Source organism: Virgibacillus sp. LDC-1 (assembly GCF_030137545.1).
Lineage (GTDB): Bacteria > Bacillota > Bacilli > Bacillales > Amphibacillaceae > LDC-1.
This window is the reverse complement of sequence record NZ_JARUVL010000002.1, coordinates 25,028-49,127: the sequence shown is the minus strand read 5'-3', so window position 1 is coordinate 49,127 and position 24,100 is coordinate 25,028. Positions and strand designations below refer to the sequence as shown.

Here is a 24,100-nt window from a genome sequence, read left to right as displayed (position 1 = left end):
ATATAAAAAGCAGTTGTCTCTATGATTGAAAACAGATAGAAACAATTGCTTTTTAATTTGTATTTATTTGAAGAGGAATGTTCAAATTCATCGAAGGCGAGGTGGATTTTTTCAAATTAGGTAAACATAGTGATAAGGATAGGGGATTACGTGAAATATTCCATTCTTGCCTCGGGGAAATATGACTTCAGATAGTTACCGAGTGTTAGTTTAATTTGCTCTTGTTGGTCTGTCGGATACACGTATTTACCAATTCCATATCGACCCCACTTCCATTTTCTTTTTGATTCATCAAGCTCAAGCTTTGTCATTGGATAATTTTCTTGAATGACTCGTTTTGCTGGTTTTGTAAAGCGATGTTGAATAAGCTCGAATGTTAAATCCTTCTTGGCGAAGCTAGGAAGTGCTGCTTCAAGTTTCTCAAACATTTCGAGATATCCTTGTTCCCAGCCCTCATGTAAATAAATCGGTGCAACGATAAATCCAAGTGGGTATCCAGCCTCTGCCACCTTAACAGCTGCTTCGATTCTTTCATGTAATCTTGAGGTGCCTGGTTCAAAATATTTAATAATGTAATCGTCATTAATACTAAAGCGAAACCGAGTTCTGCCATTATGTTTTGCATCTAGAAGATGATCTACATGTGCAAACTTTGTTACGAAGCGCAGTTGACCATGCTCCGATTGTCCAAAATATTCGATCGCGTGCTTTAATGTATGGGTTAAATGATCTATACCTACAATATCTGACGTACAAGAAGCTTCAAACCGAGTGATTTCTGGAGCGCGCTCTTTCATATATCCTTCCGCTGCATCTAGTATTTCTTCCACATTAACATAGGTTCGGATATACGGCTTACTTCCCATTGTAGTTTGTAAGTAACAATAATGACAGTGCCCCATACAACCAGTAGCAAAGGGAATGGCGTATTCTGCGGATGGCTTCGATGAATCAAATTGAAGTGTCTTTCGAATACCAATTACTAATGTTGATTTAGCTAGTCGATATTTCTGAAAATGATTTTCACCAGGAAAATTACGGATTTGATTATGGGATGTTGTTTGTTTGATTTCCACTCCCATTTCCTCGAATTTTTTCAGAAGCTGATTGCCGAGCGGATAATCTAATGCTTTTGGTTCAATATATACAAGCTGGGGAATGAAAGGTTTAACCATACAAATCACCATCATCCATCACTGCACCACTAAAGGCTTCTTGATAAGCATTTTCTGCTTCTTCCTCTGATTTAAAAATAGCAAATTCATCTGACAAAGGATAATAGGTTTCATAGACAAATAAGGCAAGTTGTCCTCTTTGTTCGGGATTCTCCACAATCGCCGCTTGCTGGACATTTGCTACTCCTTGGACATGTGGATTTCGAATAATTACATATACAATTTCACCAGCAGAGAATGTTTCATTTACCATCGTATTGTTCCACCTTTTCTTTGTTTAATATCTTTTTATTATGCTTTTAAGCGATTATTTTATGCTGTGTATTACGGATAACTAAAACCCCTTTTAAAAACGAAATTTTTTCGTATGAATTTACAATAAGTTGTAAAAGATATCATTGAATCATACTTGCAGAAGGATTATTTTCAATGAGAAGAGAGCTTGTTCACGAAATGGCTTATCGTATACGTTATCGAAGTTTGTTTTGTACCATTATTGCCGTGTCCAGTGCTGGAGGAATGCAAGTTAGATTCAATTAGAAGTGAAGGCTTCTTGCAAGGAATAGCTTATGGGAAGGAGGTGGATGCATCATGCAAACACTGCAACGTATCGCATTAGCTTTGGTCATCATCGGTGCAATTAACTGGGGTCTAATTGGTTTTTTCAATTTTGATTTAGTTGCCGCCATTTTTGGAGGACAGACTGCAGCTTTATCAAGAGTCATTTATGCGCTTGTTGGGTTAAGCGGTTTGGTTTGTATTTCTTTGTTATTCGCCCCGCTTGGTGAAGAAGATGACGTAACCGATCGTACTGTAAATACAGGGAATTTACAGTATGGAACTGAGTTTGGAGAGGACCCGGATTTTTCTAATACGGACAAGCCAAATCGGGATTAATCGAATTACATGATTCGCCATGCATATGAAAAGATATGCATGGTTTTTTCTTTGACATTAAAGAAGGATAACACGATTAATTAATTGAAAATTAACTTTATTTAACCTACCATGTGTTATAGTTGATTAGGGGTAGTTTATTTAATAAAGGAGTGGGGTGTATGATACATAACAAGCTTCTCGAATTAGATGGGAGTTATTATGAAATAGGAAAAAAGATAGGGGAAGAAGCAGGGAAATCGCTGCATTTCCAACAGGTGTTAGCTTTGATTAAACAATATAATTTTCAGCAGGATTCACATGAAATTAGAGAAAAACTCACGGAATGGTGTCCACAATTATTAGATGAGATTGCTGGAATAAGCGATGGACTAAAAATTTCCAATGAATCGGGATTAAGACTCTTTGCAGGCTATGATATGCCAAAGCTTGAAGGAATGGGTTGTACCAGTTTTTGTACGCAAGACTATTACGTTCGAAATTATGATTTTAGCCCACAGTTGTTTGATAACATATTTATGGTTCAACATCCTGTAGACGGCCGTATGTTATGTGGTCATTCACAGCTGTTGTTGGGAAGATTAGACGGGATGAATGAAAATGGATTAATAATTGGACTGCATTTTGTAAATAACAATACATATAAGAAAGGCTTTTTATGTAGTACGATTACGCGAATAGTTTTAGAAACATGTACCACGACAGAAGAAGCAATTGAACTTTTAGGAAAGTTGCCGCATGCTGCTAGCTATAATTATTCTTTGTTGGATAGGCATGGGAGTATGGCAATCGTAGAAGCTGCTCCATCGATTCAATATGTTCATCGGAACACTAATTATTTGATAGGTACGAATATGTTTTATGCACAGGATTTGCAACCATATAATCGAGCGAATCATGATTCTTCACAAAAAAGGGTGGAAGCGATTAAAAATTGGGAGTACATTCCTTCGGCCGAAGAAGTACATGAATGGTTTGCTAATACCGATTCCCCAGTTTTTTATAAAGATTATGACGCTTTTTTCGGTACCTTGTATACAATAACTTATCTTCCAAAAGTTGCACAGGTGATCCGAACGAATATGACTGGTGAAACGAAATCATTTACCCTTTAAAATCATATGATTAACAAAGGACTTAGTTATATAAAAAGATATGGTAACTTTATAGACGATGTAAACTCTCATCCACAATTTGGATGGCTTACTATTTCTATTGAAGAAATTAGAGCTTTTTTTTCCAGTGATAGTATGTTAGAATAACTTTTCGTAACTAACAATTAATAAAATATTTTGAGAAGAGTAACTTTATAGAGAAAGAAGGATAAATATGGCTAACGATAAAGCCCAAAATCAGTCTGCACCGAAAGTGAACAAGGTACCTATCATGCTTGTATTGATTTCAGGGGCTTTTGTAGCAATACTAAATCAAACCTTACTCGTTACTGCTATTCCGCACATTATGAGAGATTTGAATTTAGAGCCAAGTGTCGTCCAATGGCTTCAATCTGTATTTTTACTTGTAAATGGGATAATGATTCCAATTACAGCATTCTTGATCGAACGATTTACGACAAGAGGGCTTTTTTTATCGGCAATGGGACTTTTTGGACTTGGAACATTGGTGTGTGCAATTGCACCTGATTTTACATTTTTAATGATAGGAAGAATTCTACAGGCATCTGGTGCTGGTATTATGATGCCATTAATGCAAACCATTTTATTTCTTATCTTTCCAATTGAAAAACGCGGTTCAGCAATGGGGATGTTCGGCATGGTCATTGCCTTTGCACCCGCAATTGGACCGACACTTTCTGGTTGGATTGTAGAGCATTATCCATGGCGAGCACTGTTTTATGTAGTTTTGCCTATTGTAATTATTGATTTAATTGTTGCCTTTTTCATTTTGAAAAATGTGACGAAGCGTACATTTCCTAAAGTCGATGTTATTTCGATTATCCTCTCCACATTTGGTTTTGGTGGCTTGCTTTATGGTTTTAGTACTGCAGGTAGTCATGGGTGGAGTAGTTCTCACGTTATCCTTTCATTAATAGTTGGGGCAATTTCCTTAGTTTTGTTTATATTAAGGCAGTTAAAATTAGAGACACCAATATTAGAATTTCGTGTTTTCCAGAATAAGATGTTTACATTAACTACTGCATTAGGAATGATTTCCTTTTTAGCGATGATTGGTGCGGCAGTTGTATTACCAATATTTATGCAGGATATGCTTGGATTTAGTGCGCTAGAATCAGGCTTAATGCTAATGCCCGGTGCTGTGCTAATGGGGATTATGAATCCAATCACGGGCCGTTTATTTGACCGCTTTGGTGCAAGATGGTTGGCGATTATTGGAATGCTAATTGTAACAATAACAACATTTATGTTTTCGCTACTTTCTGTCGAGACAACATTTTTGTATCTTGCTATTGTAAATGCAGTTAGAATGTTCGGCATTGCGATGGTAATGATGCCAGTAACAACTGCCGGTTTAAATCAATTGAACTCGAAGCTTATTCCACATGGAACAGCGATGAATAATACAATGCGACAAGTGGCTGGTGCAGTAGGGACAGCACTTCTTGTTACCTTGATGACGAATCATGCAATACCAAGTGAAGGGATGAATGGTATGATTCATGGTGTGAATGTATCCTTTGGTGTAGCTGGTATGTTGTCAATCGTTGCCTTTATTTTAGCCTTCTTTATAAAGGATCGAAAACCGAATATGAAAAACGCATAATGCTGGTAACAGACTCTATTGAAAGAGAGCCACATCGAAAATAATGGATGTGGCTCTCTTTTTAACATTTTTTCTAAATAAGTCTCTCTTACTTGCTTTAAGTTATGTACGGAATAAAAAATGTTGAAATTGTTCTACGGTTTCAAAGTAATAGTCGGAATCTGATTTCATTTCTTTCTTGATCTCGGGTATACTGTGTGACCAACCTGCAGCAGCAAAGTCCACTTTACAACTTTTTGCCATTTCCAGTCCTGGCTTTAAATCGTCAACCATTAAGGCTTCCGTTTCTAGAAGATTAAAGCGTTTTAATATTTCTTTTATCGGATATGGATGTGGTTTTCGCTGAGGTTCAGGAAGTTCCCAACCAAAAATTGCGTCTGGAACAAACCCACAATGAATAGCATAATCCCTTTTAATTCGATCCTTTTCAGAATGAGAAACGACCGTTACAATTCCACCTTGTTTTTTAAATTGTTGAACAGTCTCTATAAACAATTCATAAAAATCTGGCACAGTTGATTCTGTATATTTTCTCCATATTGCTTGCTGATGTGCTTGTTCTGCTTCTGTGAATTTAAGGATGTTCCTACACAGAGAAGAAAAGCCAGGATTAAAACAATATCGAACAAAATCTTCTAGTGTAATAGGCTTATCATTCGGTCGCAAATCTTTCAAAGCCTCTACAAATGATGGATAGTGTATATCAGGTGTACTTTTTACGCCAGTATCATCGTGGTCTAGGATTAAACATTTATATCTTAAAGCCATCATAACCTCCTGAAAAAACTGTATTATCCTAATGCGCAAATCTATCTTTAAATTTTACCTTTTTTGAAAGATTTAATCCATTAATAATTGGAGTGATTAATTTTTTCTATGAAAATATTTGTTTCAACATAACGATGTTTATAATACTTTTTTAAGTATCGGCACAAAATGGTCACAAGAAGAAATCCGAACTATGATTCAGCATAAAAATGAATCAGTTCGGACTTTCAAAAGTTATAAGTATTTTGGCACAGCTTCAAAATTTAGAAGTAGATTGCTTTATCCTTGTTCTTCATCTTCTGTTTTTGTTGCTACCATTTGCTCTGTGCTTTCTCTGTGATTTTGGAAGGAAAGTGAACGATCGTTTTGCTCTATATCCAGAAAGCGATTTTTTCCAGAAATATTTTCTAATAATTCTTTCACATCAATTCCAGAGGAGGCTTTTAATGATTCTTGAAGTGTAGACATAAGATTGGTAGCGTACCCTGTCACCTTATTTGCTCCACCTTCTGCACTATTTCCGCCAGTATCAACTACTGTGATCTTATCTATATTGGATAATGGACTTGCGACTTGCTTTGCGTAATCAGGTAGCATTTTCATTACCATATCGAGGACTGCCGCTTCACCGTATTGTTCAAATGCTTCTGCGATTTTACGCTTGGCCTCTGCTTCCGCTAATCCTTTTAAGCGGATAATTTCTGCTTGTGATTCACCTTGTGCTCGTTCTGCATCGGCTTTAGCAATCCCGTCGATACGAACCTTTTCTGCTTCCGCTTTTGCTTCTGCTTCGATGCGGTATTTATTTGCATCAGCATCAGCAATTTGTTTTGCTTTTTCAGCGACAGCTGCTTGTTCCACAGCGTAACGATCTGCATCTGCTTTCTTTTTAACCTCTGAATCATATTGTCTTTCACGACGGAGGATCTCTTTCTCTTCTAATTCAATCTGCTTTTGGCGCTCGATAATTTTTACCTGCATTTGTTGCTCGGTTACCTCTTGATGCGCACGTGCAGTTTCTAAGTCATAGGCTTGGTCAGCCCGAGCTTTTGCAATGTCCTGCTCTCTACGATATTCCGCGGTTTTTAACTGGTTTTCTTTTTCAGCTTCGGCAATTTCCGTCGCTCGCTCGAGCTCGGCTTTTTTTGCTTCTTTCGCTGCTTCAGCCTGTTTTATTCGTGTTTCTTTCTCTGCGTCAGCAGTTGCGATATCAGCATCACGCTTTACTTGGGCAATTCTTGGTTTACCAAGTGATTCTAAGTATCCATTTTTATCTTGGACATCTTTTATTGTGAATGAGACGATAATTAAGCCCATTTTGGCCAAATCTTGTGATGCAACACGTTGAACCTCTTGGGAAAACTTATCTCTATTTTTATATATTTCTTCAACAGTCATCGATCCAAGAATAGAGCGAAGATGACCTTCCAATACTTCTTTTGCTTCATTTTCACGGTCTTCCTTTGATTTTCCGAGGAACTGCTCTGCTGCTGTTGCAATTTCGCCAATTGAACCACCTATTTTAATAATTGCTGTTCCATCTGCTGCAACTGGTACACCTTGCTCTGTATATACCTCTGGTGATGTGACATCAAGCTTGCTAGATAGTAAACTTAGCGGTGATGCTTGTTGAAATACCGGAAGGACAAAGGCTCCTCCCCCACGAATGATTTTAATCTTATTCCCTGAATCATCAAGGTGGACATTTTTCCCACCTAGATAGCTTCCTGTTACAATGAGTGCTTCGTCTGGTCCGGCAGTTCGGTATTTTGAGATGAAGAGCCCAATTAATGCTAGTAAGAATACAATTGCTATACCGATTACAATCCAAATACCTTCAAACATTTCTTTTCCCCCTTGTATCTATTTATTAATTAAATTACACTTCCGATTGGAAGGGTATATTTAAACAGATCTGAGCTTATCTTCATATGGGACAACATAAAGCACACCATTTGTTATTTCTAAAACGAGTACATGCGTCCCTTCTTGAATGGAAACCTTATCCATACTTGCTGCTGGTTTTGAAATCATTCCACTGTTACTTTCAATAAATATTTCTCCATACCCATCCTCAGGAATAGGAATGATGATCTTTCCTACTCTGCCGATTAATGAGTCCTCTGTATAGCTTAATGAACCCTCCGCATTGGATAACGGGATAAGTACAAACACATTTAGTATAGTACTGAGTATTATTGCGATTCCGATAGATATAGCTAAAATAATAAAACTATTAATAGAAGTAACTCTTTCGAATATATAGCCATTAACAGAAAAAAAGATAACAAAAGCTAAGAAAAGTGCAGGATTCAGGAATCCGCTTGCCCCACCAATACCTTCAATAACATCTCCAAAGAATAAATAGATAATCGTTAGAAATCCAAACAGGATTAGCAAATAAAAATAGATTGTTTCCATCGGTAATCCAAAAAGCGTCATATGCACCCATCCTTTATGAAGAAGTAAGATACCTATATTACGATTCCAATTAAGAAAAGTTTCAATAAAAGGAATTTTCAGTGTAAAGCATTCGTTTTGGCGGATTTATTAGGTTAGAAACGAAAAGAAAGGGGTTTTCAGAAATAAAAAGATAGGTTACTTATTTCTTCAATAATTACACTTGAATTGTATAAAAAGGAAGCCGATATAAGAGAAGGAATGATAGCTTTATTACATAACAAAACGGAGGGAAATGTATGCTAAAAAAACTACGGTTCAAACCACGTTTTAAACCACGGTTTAAAAATATTTCGATTGGCTGGAAATACGGCTTCGTTTTTCTGATGACGATTATCCTTTTTAGCGGCTCTGCTTTAGCGGTATCTTTCTTAATTGCCAATGTAGGAAAAGGCATAAATACAGTTGATGAAAAAAGTAATCAAGCAGTAGATATTATGGAGCTAGGCTCATTGACGCGTGCAAAAGGACTTTATATCATTAGTTATTTTCACGAGGGTGATTCACAATATATTGAGAAATTTGATGCACATAGCAAGGAATTTAATGAATTAAAGGAACGTATAACAGCACAAATAGAGAATCAAGCGCAACAAGAGAAGCTTGCGGTTGTTTTTGATAATGACATGGAAATTAACCGAGTATTTGAGAATTATGTACAAGGCGCTGTTGCAAATGGAAATGCAGCATCTGCATTATCTTATGTAAAGCAGGCAGGAGATATAAGAGAAGAAAATGTTGCTATGCTTGATGAGCTCACAGCTGCGATAAATAAAGAACGTGAACAGGCAGTAGCAGGGGCGAAGCAGGAGCAAAATTATACGTATACAACACAAATTGTTTTTCTTATTGCTTCCATCGTAATTGGTGTGATTAGTCTAATAATTATTAGTCGTATTGTGTCACGAAATTTAAATCAAGTCGTTCATGCTAGTGATCAGATTGCTAATGGAGATTTGCTTGTTGAACCTATTAACTATGAAGGAAAAGATGAAATTGGTAGACTTGCAACCTCGATTAATAAGGTAGGAGAGAACTTACGAAATATATTAAAGGAAGTTGCATTTGTATCTGAAACAGTTCGTAGTCATAGTAATGAATTAACACAGTCGGCAAACGAAGTAAAAGAAGGGTCAGAGCAAATTGCAGTAACGATGCAGCAATTGGCATCTGGTTCTGAAACACAAGCAAACCGAGCAAGTGAGCTTTCTGCAGCAATGGGGAATTTTTCTATTAAAGTTCAGGATTCTAATCAAAATGGTGAGCTTGTTGCACTGGCATCAAATGAAATAAAGACAATGACGAACGATGGAAGTAAATTGATGAAAGATTCAACAGCGCAGATGGCTATTATTGATGGGATTGTGAAAGAAGCAGTTCATAAAATGCAAGGCCTAGACGAGCAATCAAAGCAGATTTCACAGCTCGTAAACGTAATCAAGGATATTGCAGAACAGACAAATCTACTTGCCTTAAATGCAGCAATTGAAGCAGCAAGAGCAGGAGAACAAGGCAGAGGATTTGCTGTTGTTGCTGATGAAGTAAGAAAACTTGCTGAACAAGTATCTGCATCGGTTGGAGATATAACGGGGATTGTGAAAACGATTCAGGAGGAGTCAGGAAGTGTAGCGGCTTCATTACAGCACGGCTATGATGAGGTAGAAAAAGGTTCAAGTCAAATAAAATCAACAAATGAAACGTTCCAAGGAATCTCGATGTTTGTAAATGAGATGGCGAGTAATATTCAGTTGGTCACAAAGAATTTATCAGAAATTGTTGATGAATCGTTAGAGATGAATGGATCTATTGAAGAGATTGCAGCTATATCTGAGGAATCTACGGCTGGTGTAGAAGAAGCATCGGCATCCTCACAGCAAACGAGCAGTTCAATGGAGGAAATAACACAAAGCTCTGAGGAATTAGCAAAGCTATCTATGCAATTAAATACTTTATTAAAGAAATTTAAACTGTAAAATCAAGAGGCTGGACAAAACAATTTTTCATCCGAAAAATCCGAACAAAATATAATGAAATAAAATTATTGAGCAGTTGAGATGGGTGAGATTCCTTGAAAAAGAGATGCGCTTTTTCTGGTGCAATGAGTCGCTAATGTAGCATTCCTCGTCTTAAGGGATCAGCAACAGGGAACGCAGACTAAAACCGCTACGGCCTGTGACAATGTCTGCGCTAATAATTCCTGTACGTCGAAAAATCCACTCGGAAAAGCAAACTTTCTTTTTCTTAGTTTGCTGAGGACGTGCCCGGGGAGATCGAACCCATTTTCAAGCTGCAATGAAATTATTCGGATTTTGATCTACATACGTTTGTTTTGTTTGATCCTCTTGTGTTTTTCAAATTAGTGATTAAGTTCTTTTATAGAAGGAATTCAGAATCTTCGCTAACAATGTTGCGATAACCCTATATTAACTTTATAATGAACATAATATAAGCGGAAAGGATGATCATGGGCAGATGAAAAATTAATCCTATTTTTTACGTTGAATCGAATGGTTGCTTACTGAACAGGGGGTCTCTCTGTTTATTTAGTAAGCAAAGGTTTCGGTTTGCGAGGGATAGGATTAAGTTTGCCCAGAATGATTTCATGCGTAGTCCATTCTCGGTATAAGTCTTTTTCCTGTTCCTTGTGAACAGGATTTTTTAATTGTACAGATAGGAGCGGATGGAATGATCATTATAACTGCAACGGATATCGTATACGAAATACAAGGAAGGGAATTGCTGCAAGTCGAACAATTACAAATGAATAAAGGAGATGTAATTGGCGTTGTCGGCAGAAATGGTAGCGGAAAAACTTCGCTTGTAAACATTTTAGCGTGAAAGATTAAACCAGCAAAAGGCGAGGTTGTAACTGCTTCCTCGGTCCGGTTAGTTCCACAATTAAAACGAAATTCTTCTTTTAAAAGTGGTGGGGAACTAACACAGGAATACTTAAATGCTGCGTATGTTCATCGACCGGAATTATTGTTACTTGATGAACCAACAACGAATCTAGATACGGAGCATATTGAAAGGTTAGAAAAAGATTTAAGACGGTGGATTGAGAGTATTGTCATTGTTTCACATGATCGTGATTTTCTCGATGCGTTATGTAACAAAATTTGGGAGGTGGAAAACGGAACAGTAGTCGAATATAAAGGAAATTATAGCAATTACGAGGAAGCAAGAGCACTGAAAATAAGGCAGCAGGAAAGTGATTATGATCATTATGTGAAAAAAAAGAAAGAACTTGAAAGAGCGATTGAATTAAAGAAGAAGAAAGCAGCGAGAGCAACTAAAAATCCAAATAAAAAAACTGATTCCGATGCGAAACAAATGGGAACGAAGCCTTATTTTGCAAAAAAACAAAAAAAGTTAGATGCAACTGCCAATGCCATCAAAACGAGAATGGAGCAATTGCATAAAGTAGACAAAGTGGATGAAGTCCCTCCATTAAAAATGAATATTGTAAAAGCAGATGAATTGGGGAATCGTGTTATTATTCGAGTAAATGAATTAACAGGAAAAATAAAAGAACGATTGTTGTGGAAGCCAACTACTTTTCATATACGTGCCGGAACGAAACTGGCGATACTTGGAGGAAATGGTACTGGAAAAACGACATTTATAAAAAACCTATGTGCCAGGGTGGAAGGAATTAACGTTTCCAACGCTGTGAAAATAGGCTATTTTAGTCAAAATATCGATGTTTTAGATGAGACGAAAACGATTATAGAAAATGTGCAACAAACATCTTCCCAAGTGGAAGCATTAATTCGCACTGTTTTAGCCCGATTGCAGTTTTTTGGCGAGGATGTGTATAAACCGGTACAACTATTAAGTGGCGGAGAACGAGTAAAGACAGCTTTTGCTAAAATTTTTTTAAGTGACATTAATACACTTGTCCTTGATGAACCATCAAACTTTTTGGATGTTTTCGCCATAAAGGAACTTGAATCGTTGCTAAAAGAGTATCAGGGCACGGTTATTTTCGTCTCTCATGACCGTCGATTTATTCATCATATTGCAACACAACTACTCATCATAAAGAATGAGGAAATGGAGCTATTTGATGGCAATTTCAGTATGTATCAACAGCAAATGACTAGCAAGAAGACTTCGAATCATAGCGAACGCTTATTGATTTTGGAAACAGAAATAACTGAAATCATTAGTCGCTTGAGCATACAACCTGATTCAAAATTAGAAGAAAGGCTTCAACAATTACTATGGGAAAAAAAAGGACTGCAAAAAGACAAATAGCAAGGCGACAAAAAAGAGGTTCGTAAGGAATCTCTTTTTATTATATGAATTTGTATGCAAATAAAGGATTTTAATGAATTCTGTTGAACTTTATGTAAATAAGTTATCAATGCTTTCGTTAGGAGGAAGAAGATGAATGATGAGAAAAGCAATCGTAACGGCATGGGTTTTTCGTTAACTAAAGAAATTTATACGTATTTAACAAAAGAAACAAAACTAACCGGTGCATTATCTGGGATTAGTATCCGTTCAGCAGATACAGGAGCGATTATTTATGAAAAAATGGGCAGTACGCGATTTCATCCTGCCTCTAATATGAAGCTGTTAACAGGCGCGGCTGCATTATCCGTTTTAGGAGAAGGATATCGCTTTTCAACCGTGTTATCTTTTGATGGCGAAATTCGAGGTGATACATTGTATGGAAATATTTATTTACAAGGAAAAGGTGATCCAACATTACTTCCAGATGATTTTACTTTGTTTGCTTTAAAGCTTGTCGAGCAAGGCATTCATAAGATAGAGGGAGATATTATTGGTGATGATTCATGGTTTGATTCCATTCGTTTATCACCTGATTTAATATGGAGTGATGAGCATTTTTATTATGGATCGCAAATTTCTGCGTTAACCGTATCACCAGATAGAGATTATGATGCAGGTACAGTTATTGTAAAAGTACAACCTGGAAAGAAATGTGGAGAAGATACGATTGTCTTATTAGAACCGAATGTTGACATGATAGAAATTGTGAACCATTCGATCACTACCTCTGCTAGTGATGACGGAGAAATCGTAATAGAACGAGAGCATGGAAGTAATCGCATCATTATTAAGGGTATGATTCCAATTGATCATGAACCGGTACAAGAGTGGGTAGCTGTTTGGGAACCAACCTATTATGCATTACATGTTTTTAAAAATGCACTTGACGCACAAAATATTTCGTTTACTGGCACATTAAGAAGTGACATCACGCCATCGTATGTAATAACTGTGTATACGAAATGGTCGATGCCTTTAAGGGAGCTATTCATCCCCTTTATGAAACTAAGCAATAACAATCATGCGGAAATATTCGTAAAGGAAATGGGGAAGCTAGTTCTTGGAGTCGGGAACTGGGAGTATGGGTTAGCGGTGCTTCGGTCAGAAATGGAAGCGTTAGGCTTATCAATTTCCTCCTGCCTCTTGCGTGATGGTTCCGGAATTTCGAATGCAACTATGATTCCTCCAAATGAAATTAGTTATCTACTATACCAGGTTCAAAATCAAGCTTGGTATCCGGTGTTTCTTCAGTCCTTGCCGATTGCCGGAGAGATTGATCGAATGGTGGGAGGAACATTACGTGATAGAATGGAAGGACTTGAAATGGTGAAAGCAAAAACCGGAACCATTCAAGGTGTTAGTACATTATCAGGCTACATGTGGACAAAGGAGGGTGAAGAGCTTATTTTTTCAATAATGTTGAACAATTTATTAGATGAAGAAGAAGGACCAGCTATTATTGATCAACTCGTAACTATTATTGAAGCAAATACTGTGTTAACGAGTAAAGAATAAAAATCCTTTAAAAAGTGGTTGTAAAACATGTTAAATCATGCTATTATTTTTATATTGTAATAATGACCAAAATACTCATTTAGTCATTTCGGGCAAAAGGTTAGGGTGAGGCAAATGGCAATTGACCGAAAAAAACAAATCGTCGAAGCAGCTACAAAGTCGTTCTCCTTATTCGGTTATAAAGCAACAACAATGGATCAGGTTGCAAAATTAGCAGGAGTTGGCAAAGGAACAATTTATACATTTTATAAAAATAAAGAAGAATTGTTCGGAGATATTATCGCATCACTCATTAGAGAAATGAAAGCCGCGGCTGAAGCGGTTATTGATGAGAATAGCTCCTTCCATGAAAATGCCGATCGGGCTTTATATAGCTTACTGGAATTTAGAAAGGATCACCAGCTTACGATTAAACTGCTACAAGAGGAAAAAGAGATGGGAACTCCAGCGGTTTCAGAGGTGGTTCAACAGTTAGAAGCGGCTATTGTTGGTTATATTAAGGAGATTGTCCAACGGGCAATCGATAAAGGAGAAATCAAGCATTGTAATCCGGAGGTTACGGCCTTTGTCATGTTAAAGCTCTACATTTCATTAATTGTCGATTGGGAGCAATTTCATGAGCCATTTAATAAGGATGAAATATCAAAGCTATTTAAATTATATTTGTTCGAAGGATTATCACAATGATGATCCTTGATTTTTTTCAAAAAATGACCAAATGAATAAAACAGTCATAAATAAATGGCTAAATGAGTAAAACGTTAATGATTGAGGGAAGGGAAGAAAGTATGAAAAAGTCATTATTCATTTCTGAATGGAAGCAAATTTTTTCCAACAAAAAAGTGTGGGTACCGATTGTTGGAGTAATTTTTGTACCTATTTTATATGCTGGTATGTTTTTATGGTCGTTTTGGGACCCGTATTCACAACTCGACAAACTACCAGTTGCAGTCGTCAATGAAGATGCTGGTGCAACACTAGAAGGAGAAAGATTAGTCTTAGGAAATGAACTTGTTGATAAGTTAAAGGATAACAACGAATTTCAATTTCACTTTAGAACACGAGAGAAAGGGTATAAGGGTTTAGAGAAACAAGAATATTACATGCTCGTTGAAATTCCTGCTGATTTCTCTCAGAATGCAACAACATTAATGGATGAAGCACCAAAACAGTTGGAATTAAAGTATGTTCCAAATGAGAGCTATAATTTTCTTTCCGCACAAATTGGTGAAACTGCAGTAAAGGAAATTAAAACAGCGATTGCGAATGAAATTTCGGCAACGTATGCGGAAACGATGTTTGATCGTGTACACGAAATGTCAGATGGGCTTACGAAGGCAAGTGATGGAAGTGGGAGCTTAAATGAAGGGGCAGAAACACTACAAAATGGTACACAATCGTTAAAAGAAAATCTAGCACATTTCGCAGCAAAAGCGATAGAATTTCAACAAGGAACAAACAAAGCAATGAAGGGAGCCAATTTGTTAGCAACAGGGATGACAGACTTTTCTACAGCAATAGAGCAGTTTACAGAAGCTAATGAAAAGCTGTTGAACGCATCAACGGAACTCCAAGTTGGAACAGGAACGCTAACGAATGGAATTACCGACATCCAAGCTGGGGCAAGTCAAATGGAAGAAAAAATACCTTCCCTTGTTGACGCTACAAAGCAGATAGAGGAAGGCTTACGCGCATTTCAAAACAAACTTCCTAAAGAAATGGCGAATGCAATAGGTGAAAAATCAGATGCAAGTGCTGGTGCAATGAGCCAAGGGCTTGATCAACTACAGAGCAGGCTTGGCGAAGGGCTTTCACGAGAAATCGCAGCGCAACTATCACAACAGCAGGAAGCACAGATGACGCAGCTTTTTCAAGCGCTAAAGCAAAGTAATGTTGATCCACAAGTTATTCAAGCATTACAAGAGCAAGTGGCGAATAATACACCAAGTCAAAAACAGCTTGAAGCACAATTAAAACAAGAAATTGATAAAGGACTTCAAGCAGGATTTGTACCTTTTAAGGAAGAAGTAAATAATCAATTTGCAGCAACAGCTAATAATATGGAAATGCAAATCCAACAAGCAGTTGATCCAACATTTAACGAATTACTACAAGGTCTTGAACAAGTTAATGATGGACAAAGCACGCTACTGGATGGCATTACGAAATTAGCAGGCGGGTCAAATGAACTTGCAGCAGGTGCAGATAAGCTAAATAATGGCCAACAGCAATTCGTTGACAGCATGCAGCAGTTCCAGAATAAGCTTGTGCAAGCAAATGGGGCGGTAAAGCAGCTTGAAAAAGGAGCTACCGATTTAGATGATGGGATGCATGATATATCTAATGGCGCTCAAAAAATGAATGACGGCTCCCAAAAACTAGCAGAAGGTTCTGTCGCACTTGATCATGGGGCAACTGATTTACAAAAAGGAACAAATGAGCTTCATCAAAAGCTAGATGATGCAGCAGATGAAGCAAGTTCGGTTAAAGCGGATGATGACACGTATGAGATGTTTAGTAATCCAGTTGCTTTAGACAAAAATGAAATAAACCATGTGCCAAACTATGGTACCGGATTTGCACCATATTTTGTTTCATTAGGATTATTTGTTGGCGCATTATTAATAACGATTGTTTATCAGATAAAAGAACCAGCTATACAGGCTCAAAGTGGAATCACATGGTTTATTGGGAAGTTTGGTGTGTTAAGTATTGTAGGAATACTGCAAGCTTTGCTAGTCGATGCTGTTCTTCTTCTCGGTCTTGATATAGAAGTGAAGAGTGTACCATTATTTATTGTGACAACTATAATTACGAGTCTTGTGTTTATCGTGTTAATCCAATTTTTAGTAACCACATTAGGTGATCCCGGAAGATTTATTGCCATTGTGCTTTTAATCCTCCAGCTAACAACAAGTGCCGGAACATTTCCATTGGAATTGATACCAAACATGTTACAGCCTATAAACGCACTGCTACCTATGACATACTCCGTTCAAGCGTTTAAAGCAGTGATATCAAGTGGAGATTTCTCCTTTATGTGGCATAATATCGGTATATTAGCTTGCTATCTTTTTACGTTTGCTATGCTAACAATAGTGTATTTCACCTATAAAACTAAGAAGAATCCAAATGGTAATGAAGCATTGCAATAAAAAGTCGACACTCTCTTAAAAATGGAGAGTGTCGATTTTTATAATATGAAAAGTTCGAAGCTACACAATTAGAAGGGATAGTATTACTGATTCCTTCACTAAAAAAACTATGCGGGGAGCGTTATACAAATTAAAAGTAATAAGGTTGCTTATGAACTTGTACTGTTGTTTAGACGAACTTTGCTTTGTTTTTCTTCTATAAACAACTCGATTTGCTTTTTATGATGATTATCATGCCAAACAAAGCTCCAAAAATAATTGAACATTGTATGTGGAAGCCCAGAAAAAGGATCGATTGTATCCCCGTTTATTGTGAAGGACGCGTGAAAGTCTTCTTCGTTTTTTCGTTTTAATACAGAGACTAGCTGTGTTCGTGCACAAAGCTGGTGATCAATTAATTCACTTTTTGTAACACCTGAGTTTGCATATTCTGCCGCTTTCTTATTTAAAATATCAAAAGAAATACTTTGAATGGATGCATCATTTTTCATAAATGGTAATATTTCTTCGATAATATAAATATCCCAGAAGGTAATATGACAAATGATTTCTGCTGTAGACCATTTGTCTTTTTTTATTGGAGTGAAAAAATGCGTATCACTCATATGCTCTAAAGATTTTACCCATACATTAAATTGTGATAATTCATCGACTAAGTCACGGGTTGTTTTCATGAATTGATCCTCCTGTATTCAGTCCTCCGATTCGACTAATCACATGCGATTACGTAATATTATTCTAATTATCAAAATTATACCATATTTAGAAAAATAACGTGTAAAGAAAGTTGGGAAATGTAAAAAAACAGTAGGAAATACCTATGGAGTTATTCACTATGCAATATTTTCTAAACACATATCTACAAAAAAGATGCCCATATGGACATCTTTTTTTCCCTATTCATTGGATAGCTTAAGTAAATCAAGAAGTTTAAAGAACATGCTAAGAAAAATAGCTACAATTGTTGCGAGTCCCATACCTTTTAGTTCAACATTTCCCCCTAAGCTTATTGTTGCTCCACTTATTCCAATAACAAGTACAACACACGTTAAGATAAGGTTTTGGGAGTGGCTATAATCTACCTTTGCTTCCACGAGCATTCGAATTCCACTCGCTGCTATAATACCGAATAATAATAGCGAGATTCCTCCCATTACAGCGGTGGGAATCGATGAAATTAATGCTGCAAGCTTTCCACAGAAAGAAAGGAAGATCGCGAGTACAGCAGCCCCACCAATAATCCATGTAGAATATACTCTTGTTATTGCTAATACACCAATGTTTTCACCATAGGTTGTGTTTGGAGTCGAACCAAAAAAGCTAGAAACCATGGTGGACAGTCCATTTCCTAAAAGGGAGCGATCAAGACCAGGATCCTTTGCTAAATCACGTTTGACAATGTTACTTGTAACAAATAAGTGACCTATATGCTCTGGAATGATAACTAATGCGGCAGGTAGAATAATTAAAATCGCAGACCAATCGAATTTCATTTGGTAAAAATCAGGGACTGAAATCCACGCTGCTTCAGATACCGTTGTTAAATCTACTAAACCTGCTGCAAATGCAATTATATAACCAGAAACAATACCAATTAATATCGGAATAATTTTTAAGAAACCACGCATAGTAACCCAGCTTATAATTGTTATGGCAAGGGTGAGCATGGAAACCATTACAACCTTTGAATCGATTGCCCAGTCCGCAGCCGCATCAGCTGGTGCAATCAAGCCTGCCATTTCTGCAGCAACTGGCACAATTTCTAAACCAATGACAGCAACGATTGCTCCCATGGCAGCTGGTGGAAACAATACATCAATCCAACTAGTTCCTGCTACTTTAACAATTAAACCGACAATGGTGAGTACAACACCAACGACAAAGAACCCTGCAAGTGCATAGCCATAACCTTCCCCACCTGCATAGTGACTTAACACAACAAATACAGGTGATATGAAAGCGAAGCTCGAGCCAAGATAGGCTGGGATTTTCCCTTTTGTAATAAATAGATAAAAGAGTGTGCCTAATCCATTCATAAGTAGAATAGTTGCAGGATTTATGCCAAAAAGCACTGGAACTAGGACAGTTGAACCAAACATGGCGAATAAGTGCTGAATACTTAATGGAATGCTTTGAATAAATGGTAAACGTTCATCTACTTGAATTTCTTTATACTGTTTCATGCAATTCTCTCCCTCGTTATTATTGAGGTTCATATGTTACCGTTTAAGGATGAAACATAAAAAAACCTTGCCAATAGATAGCAAGGTGTTTTCATACAACATAAATGGAACAATAAATGTCCAATCTGTGCTGATAAATTTGCAGACCTTCGTCTGCTCACCTTGCCAGTCTCACAGGACTGATTTAAAGGTAACCGTATGAACTTGTATATATCATAGCACATTCATTCTAGTTTGTGTTAAATTTTTTCGCGTGGAACCTACAGTAAGCGATGCATATCAAACTCATGAGGCGGAGGCAAGGGGAGTCGATAACTCTCCTGAGAGTTGGTAGGACTTAAAACAGCATTCTAATAGATTCCTTGAACCAAGTGAATTTAAGGTAGCATATAATTATGAAGAATGGGACATAATGGAATCGATATTCTATGTAAAGCAATAAAAGATAAAAAGAGGTTATGGTAAAAACAGTAAACATTAATAGCCTATTTAAAAAAACTTTGATATTATGGAAATGTAATTCCAAGTAGGTTTTAAGTTGGTTATTTGCAATGAAAATTAAGCAATTTAGGATGGGAGAAGTTCATCAGCAATTTGCTTAAGAACAGAAAGGTGGATGTAAAAATGAGTAAACCTAGAATTGTCGTCCTTGGGGCAGGCTATGCCGGGATGATGACGACGAAGCGTTTAACACAAAAGTTATCACCAGAAGAAGCGGAAATTGTGTTAATTAATAAACACAATTATCATTATCAAACAACATGGCTTCATGAAGTAGCTGCTGGTACGATTAATCATAACCAAGCACGTATCATGATAAGTGATGTTATTAACCCGAATCGAGTTCGGTTAATTTATGATTCCGTTGTAAAAGTGGAAAAAGAAGATAATCGTGTTGTTCTAGAAAATGGTGAAATTACATATGATTATCTTGTTATCGCACTTGGGTTTGTAACGAACACATTCGGTATTAAAGGAATGGAAGAAAATGCATTTTTCATCCAGGATATTGATTCATGTCAATTAATTCGAGATCATATTGAATATCAGTTTGTAAAATATAAAAATAGTGAAGAAAAGAATGACAGTGATTTAACGATTTTAGTCGGTGGAGCTGGATTTACTGGCATTGAATTTGTTGGAGAGCTTGCTGAAAAGGTACCACAGCTGTGCAAGAAGTATGATATTGATCGTAGTAAAGCGCGGATTATTAATGTAGAAGCTGCTCCATCTATTTTACCAATGTTTGAAAAGGACTTAGTAGAATATGCGAAAACATCGTTAGAGCATCGTGGTGTAGAATTCCGCTTAGATGCGAAAATCCAGGAATGTACAGAAGATGCATTTATTGTTGGCGATGACCGTGAGGAGATTAAAGCTGGAACAATTGTTTGGACGGGCGGGGTTACTGGAAATCCGATTCTTGCAAAATCCGGTTTTGAACTTACAAGAGGAAAAGTAACTGTTAATGGTGATTTAAGAGCACCAGAAGAAGAAAACATCTTTATTCTGGGTGATTGTGCATGGGTAATGAATGAAAAAGAAGGTCGTCCATATCCACCAACTGCGCAAGCAGCTATGCAACATGCGGATACGTGTGCAAGCAATATCAAAGCATTACTTCGACATGAAGCCTTACAGAACTTTGAATTCCATGATAAGGGAACAGTTGCATCATTGGGCATTACCGATGGTGTAGGAAACGTGTTATCTGGAACAAAGCTCTCAGGAAAACCAGCAGCAGCGATGAAGAAAGTTGTTGACAATCGCTATTTATTCTTATTAGGTGGACCTAAGCTATTCTTGAAAAAAGGAAAAGTTCGTCCGTTTTAAGCTTGTATGGTGCACGGCTCCAAAATTAAAGGAGGAATAAAGAATGAAACGAAGTTCATTTTATTTTATTTTAGGACTAGCTTCTATTGTTGGCTATATGTTTGCTAGCAGAAAAATAGAGGACAATAGAGACTTTAGATAATATAATGATGGAGCTATCACAAAAGTCATGAACAATGATTTTCGTGGTAGCTCTTTTAATATGGCTTTTTTCCATTCTTTGTTCTTACTTATACATGAAAATTAAATTTAGTTTCATACTATTTTGGAGGAGGTCGTATTATGAAAAAAATAATCGCCACGATAGTGTGTTTGGCCATTTGTATTATACTGCCCCTTCATACTTCAGCTTTAAGACTCATTCTAAAAGAAGAAAACGTGAGTGAAACCCTCATTAGAAGCCATTTCTCATTGGATGCTGTTGAACCATACGTAGTGGATTATCAGAAACTAACACTTCTGTTAGATAAATTAGAAGAACAAGTTTATACATCTCCCGAAAATGCCCAAATTGGATTGGGCGGGGAGATAATCGCTGGAAAGCCCGGATGGAAATTGAATCGCACAAAGACGATGGAATATTTTTATTCCTTTTTTTATAGTGGTCAGTCAAAGCAATATTCTATTCCAAAAACACTTATCTATCCGAAAGTCGATGGGGAGCTTTTAGCAGAGATTAGTGCGAAAAAAATTGGCAGCTTCAAGACTTTTTTTCGACAAGAAAATGAGGAACGCTCTCATAACATATGGCTTGCAGCAAAAGCAATTAATAATCATGTTGTATTTCCTGGAGAAACGTTTTCTTTTAATAAAGTGGTGGGGAAACGTACAGAGAAGCGGGGCTATGAGCGAGCACCTGTTATTGTAAGAGGAGAATTAGCTGAGGATATAGGCGGCGGAATATGCCAAGTTTCGTCGACACTGTTTAATGCGGTTAATTTAAGAGGGATAGAAATTATCGAGCGGTATTCGCATAGCAGAGAAGTACCTTATGTTCCACCCGGAAAAGATGCAACAGTGAGCTGGTGGGGGCCTGACTTTTCATTTAAAAATAATTTCAATCAACCAATATTAATTCGAGCACAAGCAAAAAATGGGAAGATGGAAATACATATTTTTTCATCTGAACATGTAAAAGCAAGAAATTAGACTCAACAGACTTATCAATTGCATTTCTCGATCTTATGCAAACTTATGTATAGAAAATGTTTGTTATTTCAGTATAATAGGAATATACATACATTTCATTTCTATTCAAAGGAGAGATTGGATGCAACAAAAGGTTGAGTATGAACCAACATGGGATTTAGAGGTCATTTTTTCGGGGGGAAGTGACTCAACTGAATTTCAAGTTTATGTAACAAAATTACAACGAGCGATGACAACACTTGAAACGATGGTCGACCAATTTCAATGGAAGGATAAAGAACAGGCGATCGAGGGATTAGTTAAAATCGTTAGTGCTCTTGAAAAAGTGATGAAACAGCTACGTGAAGTATCTGCGTTTGTTAGCTGCTTGAGTGCACAAAATGTTCATGACGAAAAGGCGAATCTTCTTGTAGGAAAGCGGACAGAATTAAATGCCAGAATGGGAGCCATTCAAACGGTTTTAAAGCAGAAGCTTGTAACGATAGAGGAGCAAGAATGGGAAAAAATCGAGTTACATCCCTCTTTAGAGGACGTTTCTTTTAGCTTAAATGAAATGCGTGAAAAAGCAAAACAGCATCTTCCAGGAAATATGGAGGTGCTGATTGGCGATTTAGCTATTGATGGCTATCACGCTTGGGGGGAAATGTATAATACGATCGTTGGAAAGATGCATGTGAACCTGCAAGAGAACGGAGAGGATAAAAAATTTTCTGTTAGTCAAGCGGCAAATAAGCTAAGCCATCCGGATCGTGGGGTACGCAGATATGTCTTTAATCAAATCGGAAAAGCGTGGGAGGAAAATGCGCCGTTATTTAGCCAATCATTAAACCATTTAGCAGGGTTTCGTTTACAAACGTACAAACATCGTGGTTGGGAAAGCGTTCTCCAAGAACCTTTGTCCATTAATCGAATGGAAAAGGCTACATTGGATGCGATGTGGGATGCAATTAGGGAGGCGAAACCACATTTTAAAGCTTTTCTAGACAAAAAAGCCGCATTGCTTGGTCTAGATAAGCTAAGCATGTATGATATCGGTGCGCCAATATCAAATAGTGTGAAGCGCTATAGCTTTACTGAAGGAGCGCAATTTATCACCAAGCATTTCCAAAAGTTTAGTCCTAAAATGGCTGATTTTGCTCAAATGGCTTTTCAAAAGCGATGGATTGAAGCGGAGGATCGACCTGGAAAACGCCCTGGTGGTTTTTGCACGAGCTTTCCAGATAGTAAGCAAACGAGAATTTTCATGACATATTCCGGTACTTCTTCAAATATTGCAACGTTAGCACACGAGCTTGGTCATGCATATCATCAACATGTGATGAATGAAATGCATGGTTTGAATCAAAAGTATGCGATGAATGTTGCAGAAACAGCGTCTACGTTTGCAGAGATGATTGTAGCAGATGCATCTGTGAAACAAGCGAAAACACGTGAGGAAAAATTGGCGCTATTAGAAGATAAAATTCAACGAAGTATTGCTTTTTTTATGAACATTCACGCACGATTTTTATTTGAGCAACGTTTTTATGAAGAACGTAAGCAGGGCATGGTTTCTGTCCAACGCTTAAATGAGTTAATGCTCGAAGCGCAAAAAGAAGCCTACCATAATAGTCTTGAGGAATATGATCCTAATTTTTGGGCTTCTAAGCTTCATTTTCATATCACTGGTGTTCCGTTTTATAATTTCCCGTATACATTTGGATATTTATTTAGCTTAGGAATCTATGCCTATGCGCTTGAAAAAGGTGGCAGCTTTGAAGACGACTACATTGCTTTATTACAAGATACAGGACGGATGAGCGTAGAAGACTTGGCAGCGAAGCATCTTAAAGTTGATTTGACGAAGCCTGATTTTTGGCAACGCGCGATCCATTTATGTGTGAAAGATGTAGAGGAATTTATCGCTTATTAGTATTATTAT

Annotated in this window: 17 protein-coding genes and 1 pseudogene; 11 read left to right on the top strand and 7 right to left on the bottom strand. The window is 37.1% G+C overall.

The annotated features are described in order from the left end of the window. Window positions 1-146: 146 nt before the first annotated feature. Together splB and QBK89_RS01930 are read right to left on the bottom strand one after the other, a co-directional pair. Window positions 147-1,175 carry a spore photoproduct lyase gene (splB, locus tag QBK89_RS01935; protein ID WP_284139633.1) on the bottom strand — a complete coding sequence of 343 codons (1,029 nt, stop codon included), beginning with the start codon at window positions 1,173-1,175 and terminating at the stop codon, window positions 147-149. Then, entirely contained in the window at window positions 1,168-1,428 is a 261-nt protein-coding gene (locus tag QBK89_RS01930; protein WP_284139332.1) for a transcriptional regulator SplA domain-containing protein, read from the bottom strand. Before QBK89_RS01930 ends, splB begins: the two co-directional genes overlap by 8 nt. 338 nt (window positions 1,429-1,766) lie before the next feature. Here QBK89_RS01930 and QBK89_RS01925 point away from each other — a divergent pair, with 338 nt between their 5' ends. From QBK89_RS01925 to QBK89_RS01915, 3 genes are all read left to right on the top strand, one after another. Beyond that, on the top strand, window positions 1,767-2,072 hold the full coding sequence (locus QBK89_RS01925) for a DUF378 domain-containing protein (RefSeq protein WP_284139331.1): 306 nt from the start codon (window positions 1,767-1,769) through the stop codon (window positions 2,070-2,072). Window positions 2,073-2,233: 161 nt separating this feature from the next. Beyond that, on the top strand, window positions 2,234-3,187 hold the full coding sequence (locus QBK89_RS01920) for a C45 family autoproteolytic acyltransferase/hydrolase (protein ID WP_284139330.1): 954 nt from the start codon (window positions 2,234-2,236) through the stop codon (window positions 3,185-3,187). A 214-nt stretch (window positions 3,188-3,401) separates the two neighbouring features. Next, on the top strand, window positions 3,402-4,814 hold the full coding sequence (locus QBK89_RS01915) for a DHA2 family efflux MFS transporter permease subunit (RefSeq protein WP_284139329.1): 1,413 nt from the start codon (window positions 3,402-3,404) through the stop codon (window positions 4,812-4,814). 102 nt (window positions 4,815-4,916) lie between these two features. On the opposite strand, the gene QBK89_RS01910 is transcribed toward QBK89_RS01915, so the two are convergent. From QBK89_RS01910 to QBK89_RS01900, 3 genes are all read right to left on the bottom strand, one after another. Further along, entirely contained in the window at window positions 4,917-5,585 is a 669-nt protein-coding gene (locus QBK89_RS01910) for an HAD family hydrolase (protein ID WP_284139328.1), read from the bottom strand. A 276-nt stretch (window positions 5,586-5,861) separates the two neighbouring features. After that, complete coding sequence (locus tag QBK89_RS01905) at window positions 5,862-7,427, bottom strand: flotillin family protein (RefSeq protein ID WP_284139327.1); 1,566 nt, start codon at window positions 7,425-7,427, stop codon at window positions 5,862-5,864. 60 nt (window positions 7,428-7,487) lie between these two features. Then, window positions 7,488-8,024, bottom strand: coding sequence for an NfeD family membrane protein (locus QBK89_RS01900; protein WP_284139326.1), 537 nt, complete (start codon window positions 8,022-8,024; stop codon window positions 7,488-7,490). Between the two features lie 257 nt (window positions 8,025-8,281). Here QBK89_RS01900 and QBK89_RS01895 point away from each other — a divergent pair, with 257 nt between their 5' ends. From QBK89_RS01895 to QBK89_RS01875, 5 genes and pseudogenes are all read left to right on the top strand, one after another. Then, window positions 8,282-10,015: a methyl-accepting chemotaxis protein gene (locus QBK89_RS01895; protein ID WP_284139325.1), complete on the top strand. Its 1,734-nt coding sequence runs from the start codon at window positions 8,282-8,284 to the stop codon at window positions 10,013-10,015. Between the two features lie 712 nt (window positions 10,016-10,727). Then, window positions 10,728-12,302: pseudogene (abc-f, locus tag QBK89_RS01890) on the top strand (ribosomal protection-like ABC-F family protein). A 132-nt stretch (window positions 12,303-12,434) separates the two neighbouring features. Next, a complete protein-coding gene (gene dacB, locus QBK89_RS01885) occupies window positions 12,435-13,859 on the top strand; it encodes a D-alanyl-D-alanine carboxypeptidase/D-alanyl-D-alanine endopeptidase (protein WP_284139324.1) in 1,425 nt (474 codons plus the stop codon). Between the two features lie 114 nt (window positions 13,860-13,973). Further along, a complete protein-coding gene (locus tag QBK89_RS01880; RefSeq protein ID WP_284139323.1) occupies window positions 13,974-14,546 on the top strand; it encodes a TetR/AcrR family transcriptional regulator in 573 nt (190 codons plus the stop codon). A gap of 101 nt (window positions 14,547-14,647) precedes the next feature. Further along, the gene (locus tag QBK89_RS01875; RefSeq protein WP_284139322.1) at window positions 14,648-17,014 is read left to right on the top strand and encodes a YhgE/Pip family protein; all 2,367 of its coding nucleotides are present in this window, start codon (window positions 14,648-14,650) and stop codon (window positions 17,012-17,014) included. A gap of 149 nt (window positions 17,015-17,163) precedes the next feature. Here the strand turns inward: QBK89_RS01875 and QBK89_RS01870 are convergent, their stop codons facing one another. Together QBK89_RS01870 and uraA are read right to left on the bottom strand one after the other, a co-directional pair. Beyond that, complete coding sequence (locus QBK89_RS01870) at window positions 17,164-17,688, bottom strand: DinB family protein (protein WP_284139321.1); 525 nt, start codon at window positions 17,686-17,688, stop codon at window positions 17,164-17,166. Between the two features lie 222 nt (window positions 17,689-17,910). Then, window positions 17,911-19,197, bottom strand: a complete 1,287-nt coding sequence (gene uraA, locus QBK89_RS01865) for a uracil permease (RefSeq protein ID WP_284139320.1) — start codon at window positions 19,195-19,197, stop codon at window positions 17,911-17,913. Between the two features lie 624 nt (window positions 19,198-19,821). On the opposite strand from uraA, the gene QBK89_RS01860 reads away from it, so the two are divergent. The 3 genes from QBK89_RS01860 to QBK89_RS01850 all read left to right on the top strand — a co-directional run bounded on the left by QBK89_RS01860 (window position 19,822) and on the right by QBK89_RS01850 (window position 24,091). Continuing rightward, window positions 19,822-21,030 carry an NAD(P)/FAD-dependent oxidoreductase gene (locus tag QBK89_RS01860; protein ID WP_284139319.1) on the top strand — a complete coding sequence of 403 codons (1,209 nt, stop codon included), beginning with the start codon at window positions 19,822-19,824 and terminating at the stop codon, window positions 21,028-21,030. Window positions 21,031-21,312: 282 nt separating this feature from the next. Further along, entirely contained in the window at window positions 21,313-22,179 is an 867-nt protein-coding gene (locus QBK89_RS01855; protein ID WP_284139318.1) for a VanW family protein, read from the top strand. A gap of 121 nt (window positions 22,180-22,300) precedes the next feature. After that, window positions 22,301-24,091: a M3 family oligoendopeptidase gene (locus tag QBK89_RS01850; protein ID WP_284139317.1), complete on the top strand. Its 1,791-nt coding sequence runs from the start codon at window positions 22,301-22,303 to the stop codon at window positions 24,089-24,091. Window positions 24,092-24,100 lie beyond the last annotated feature (9 nt).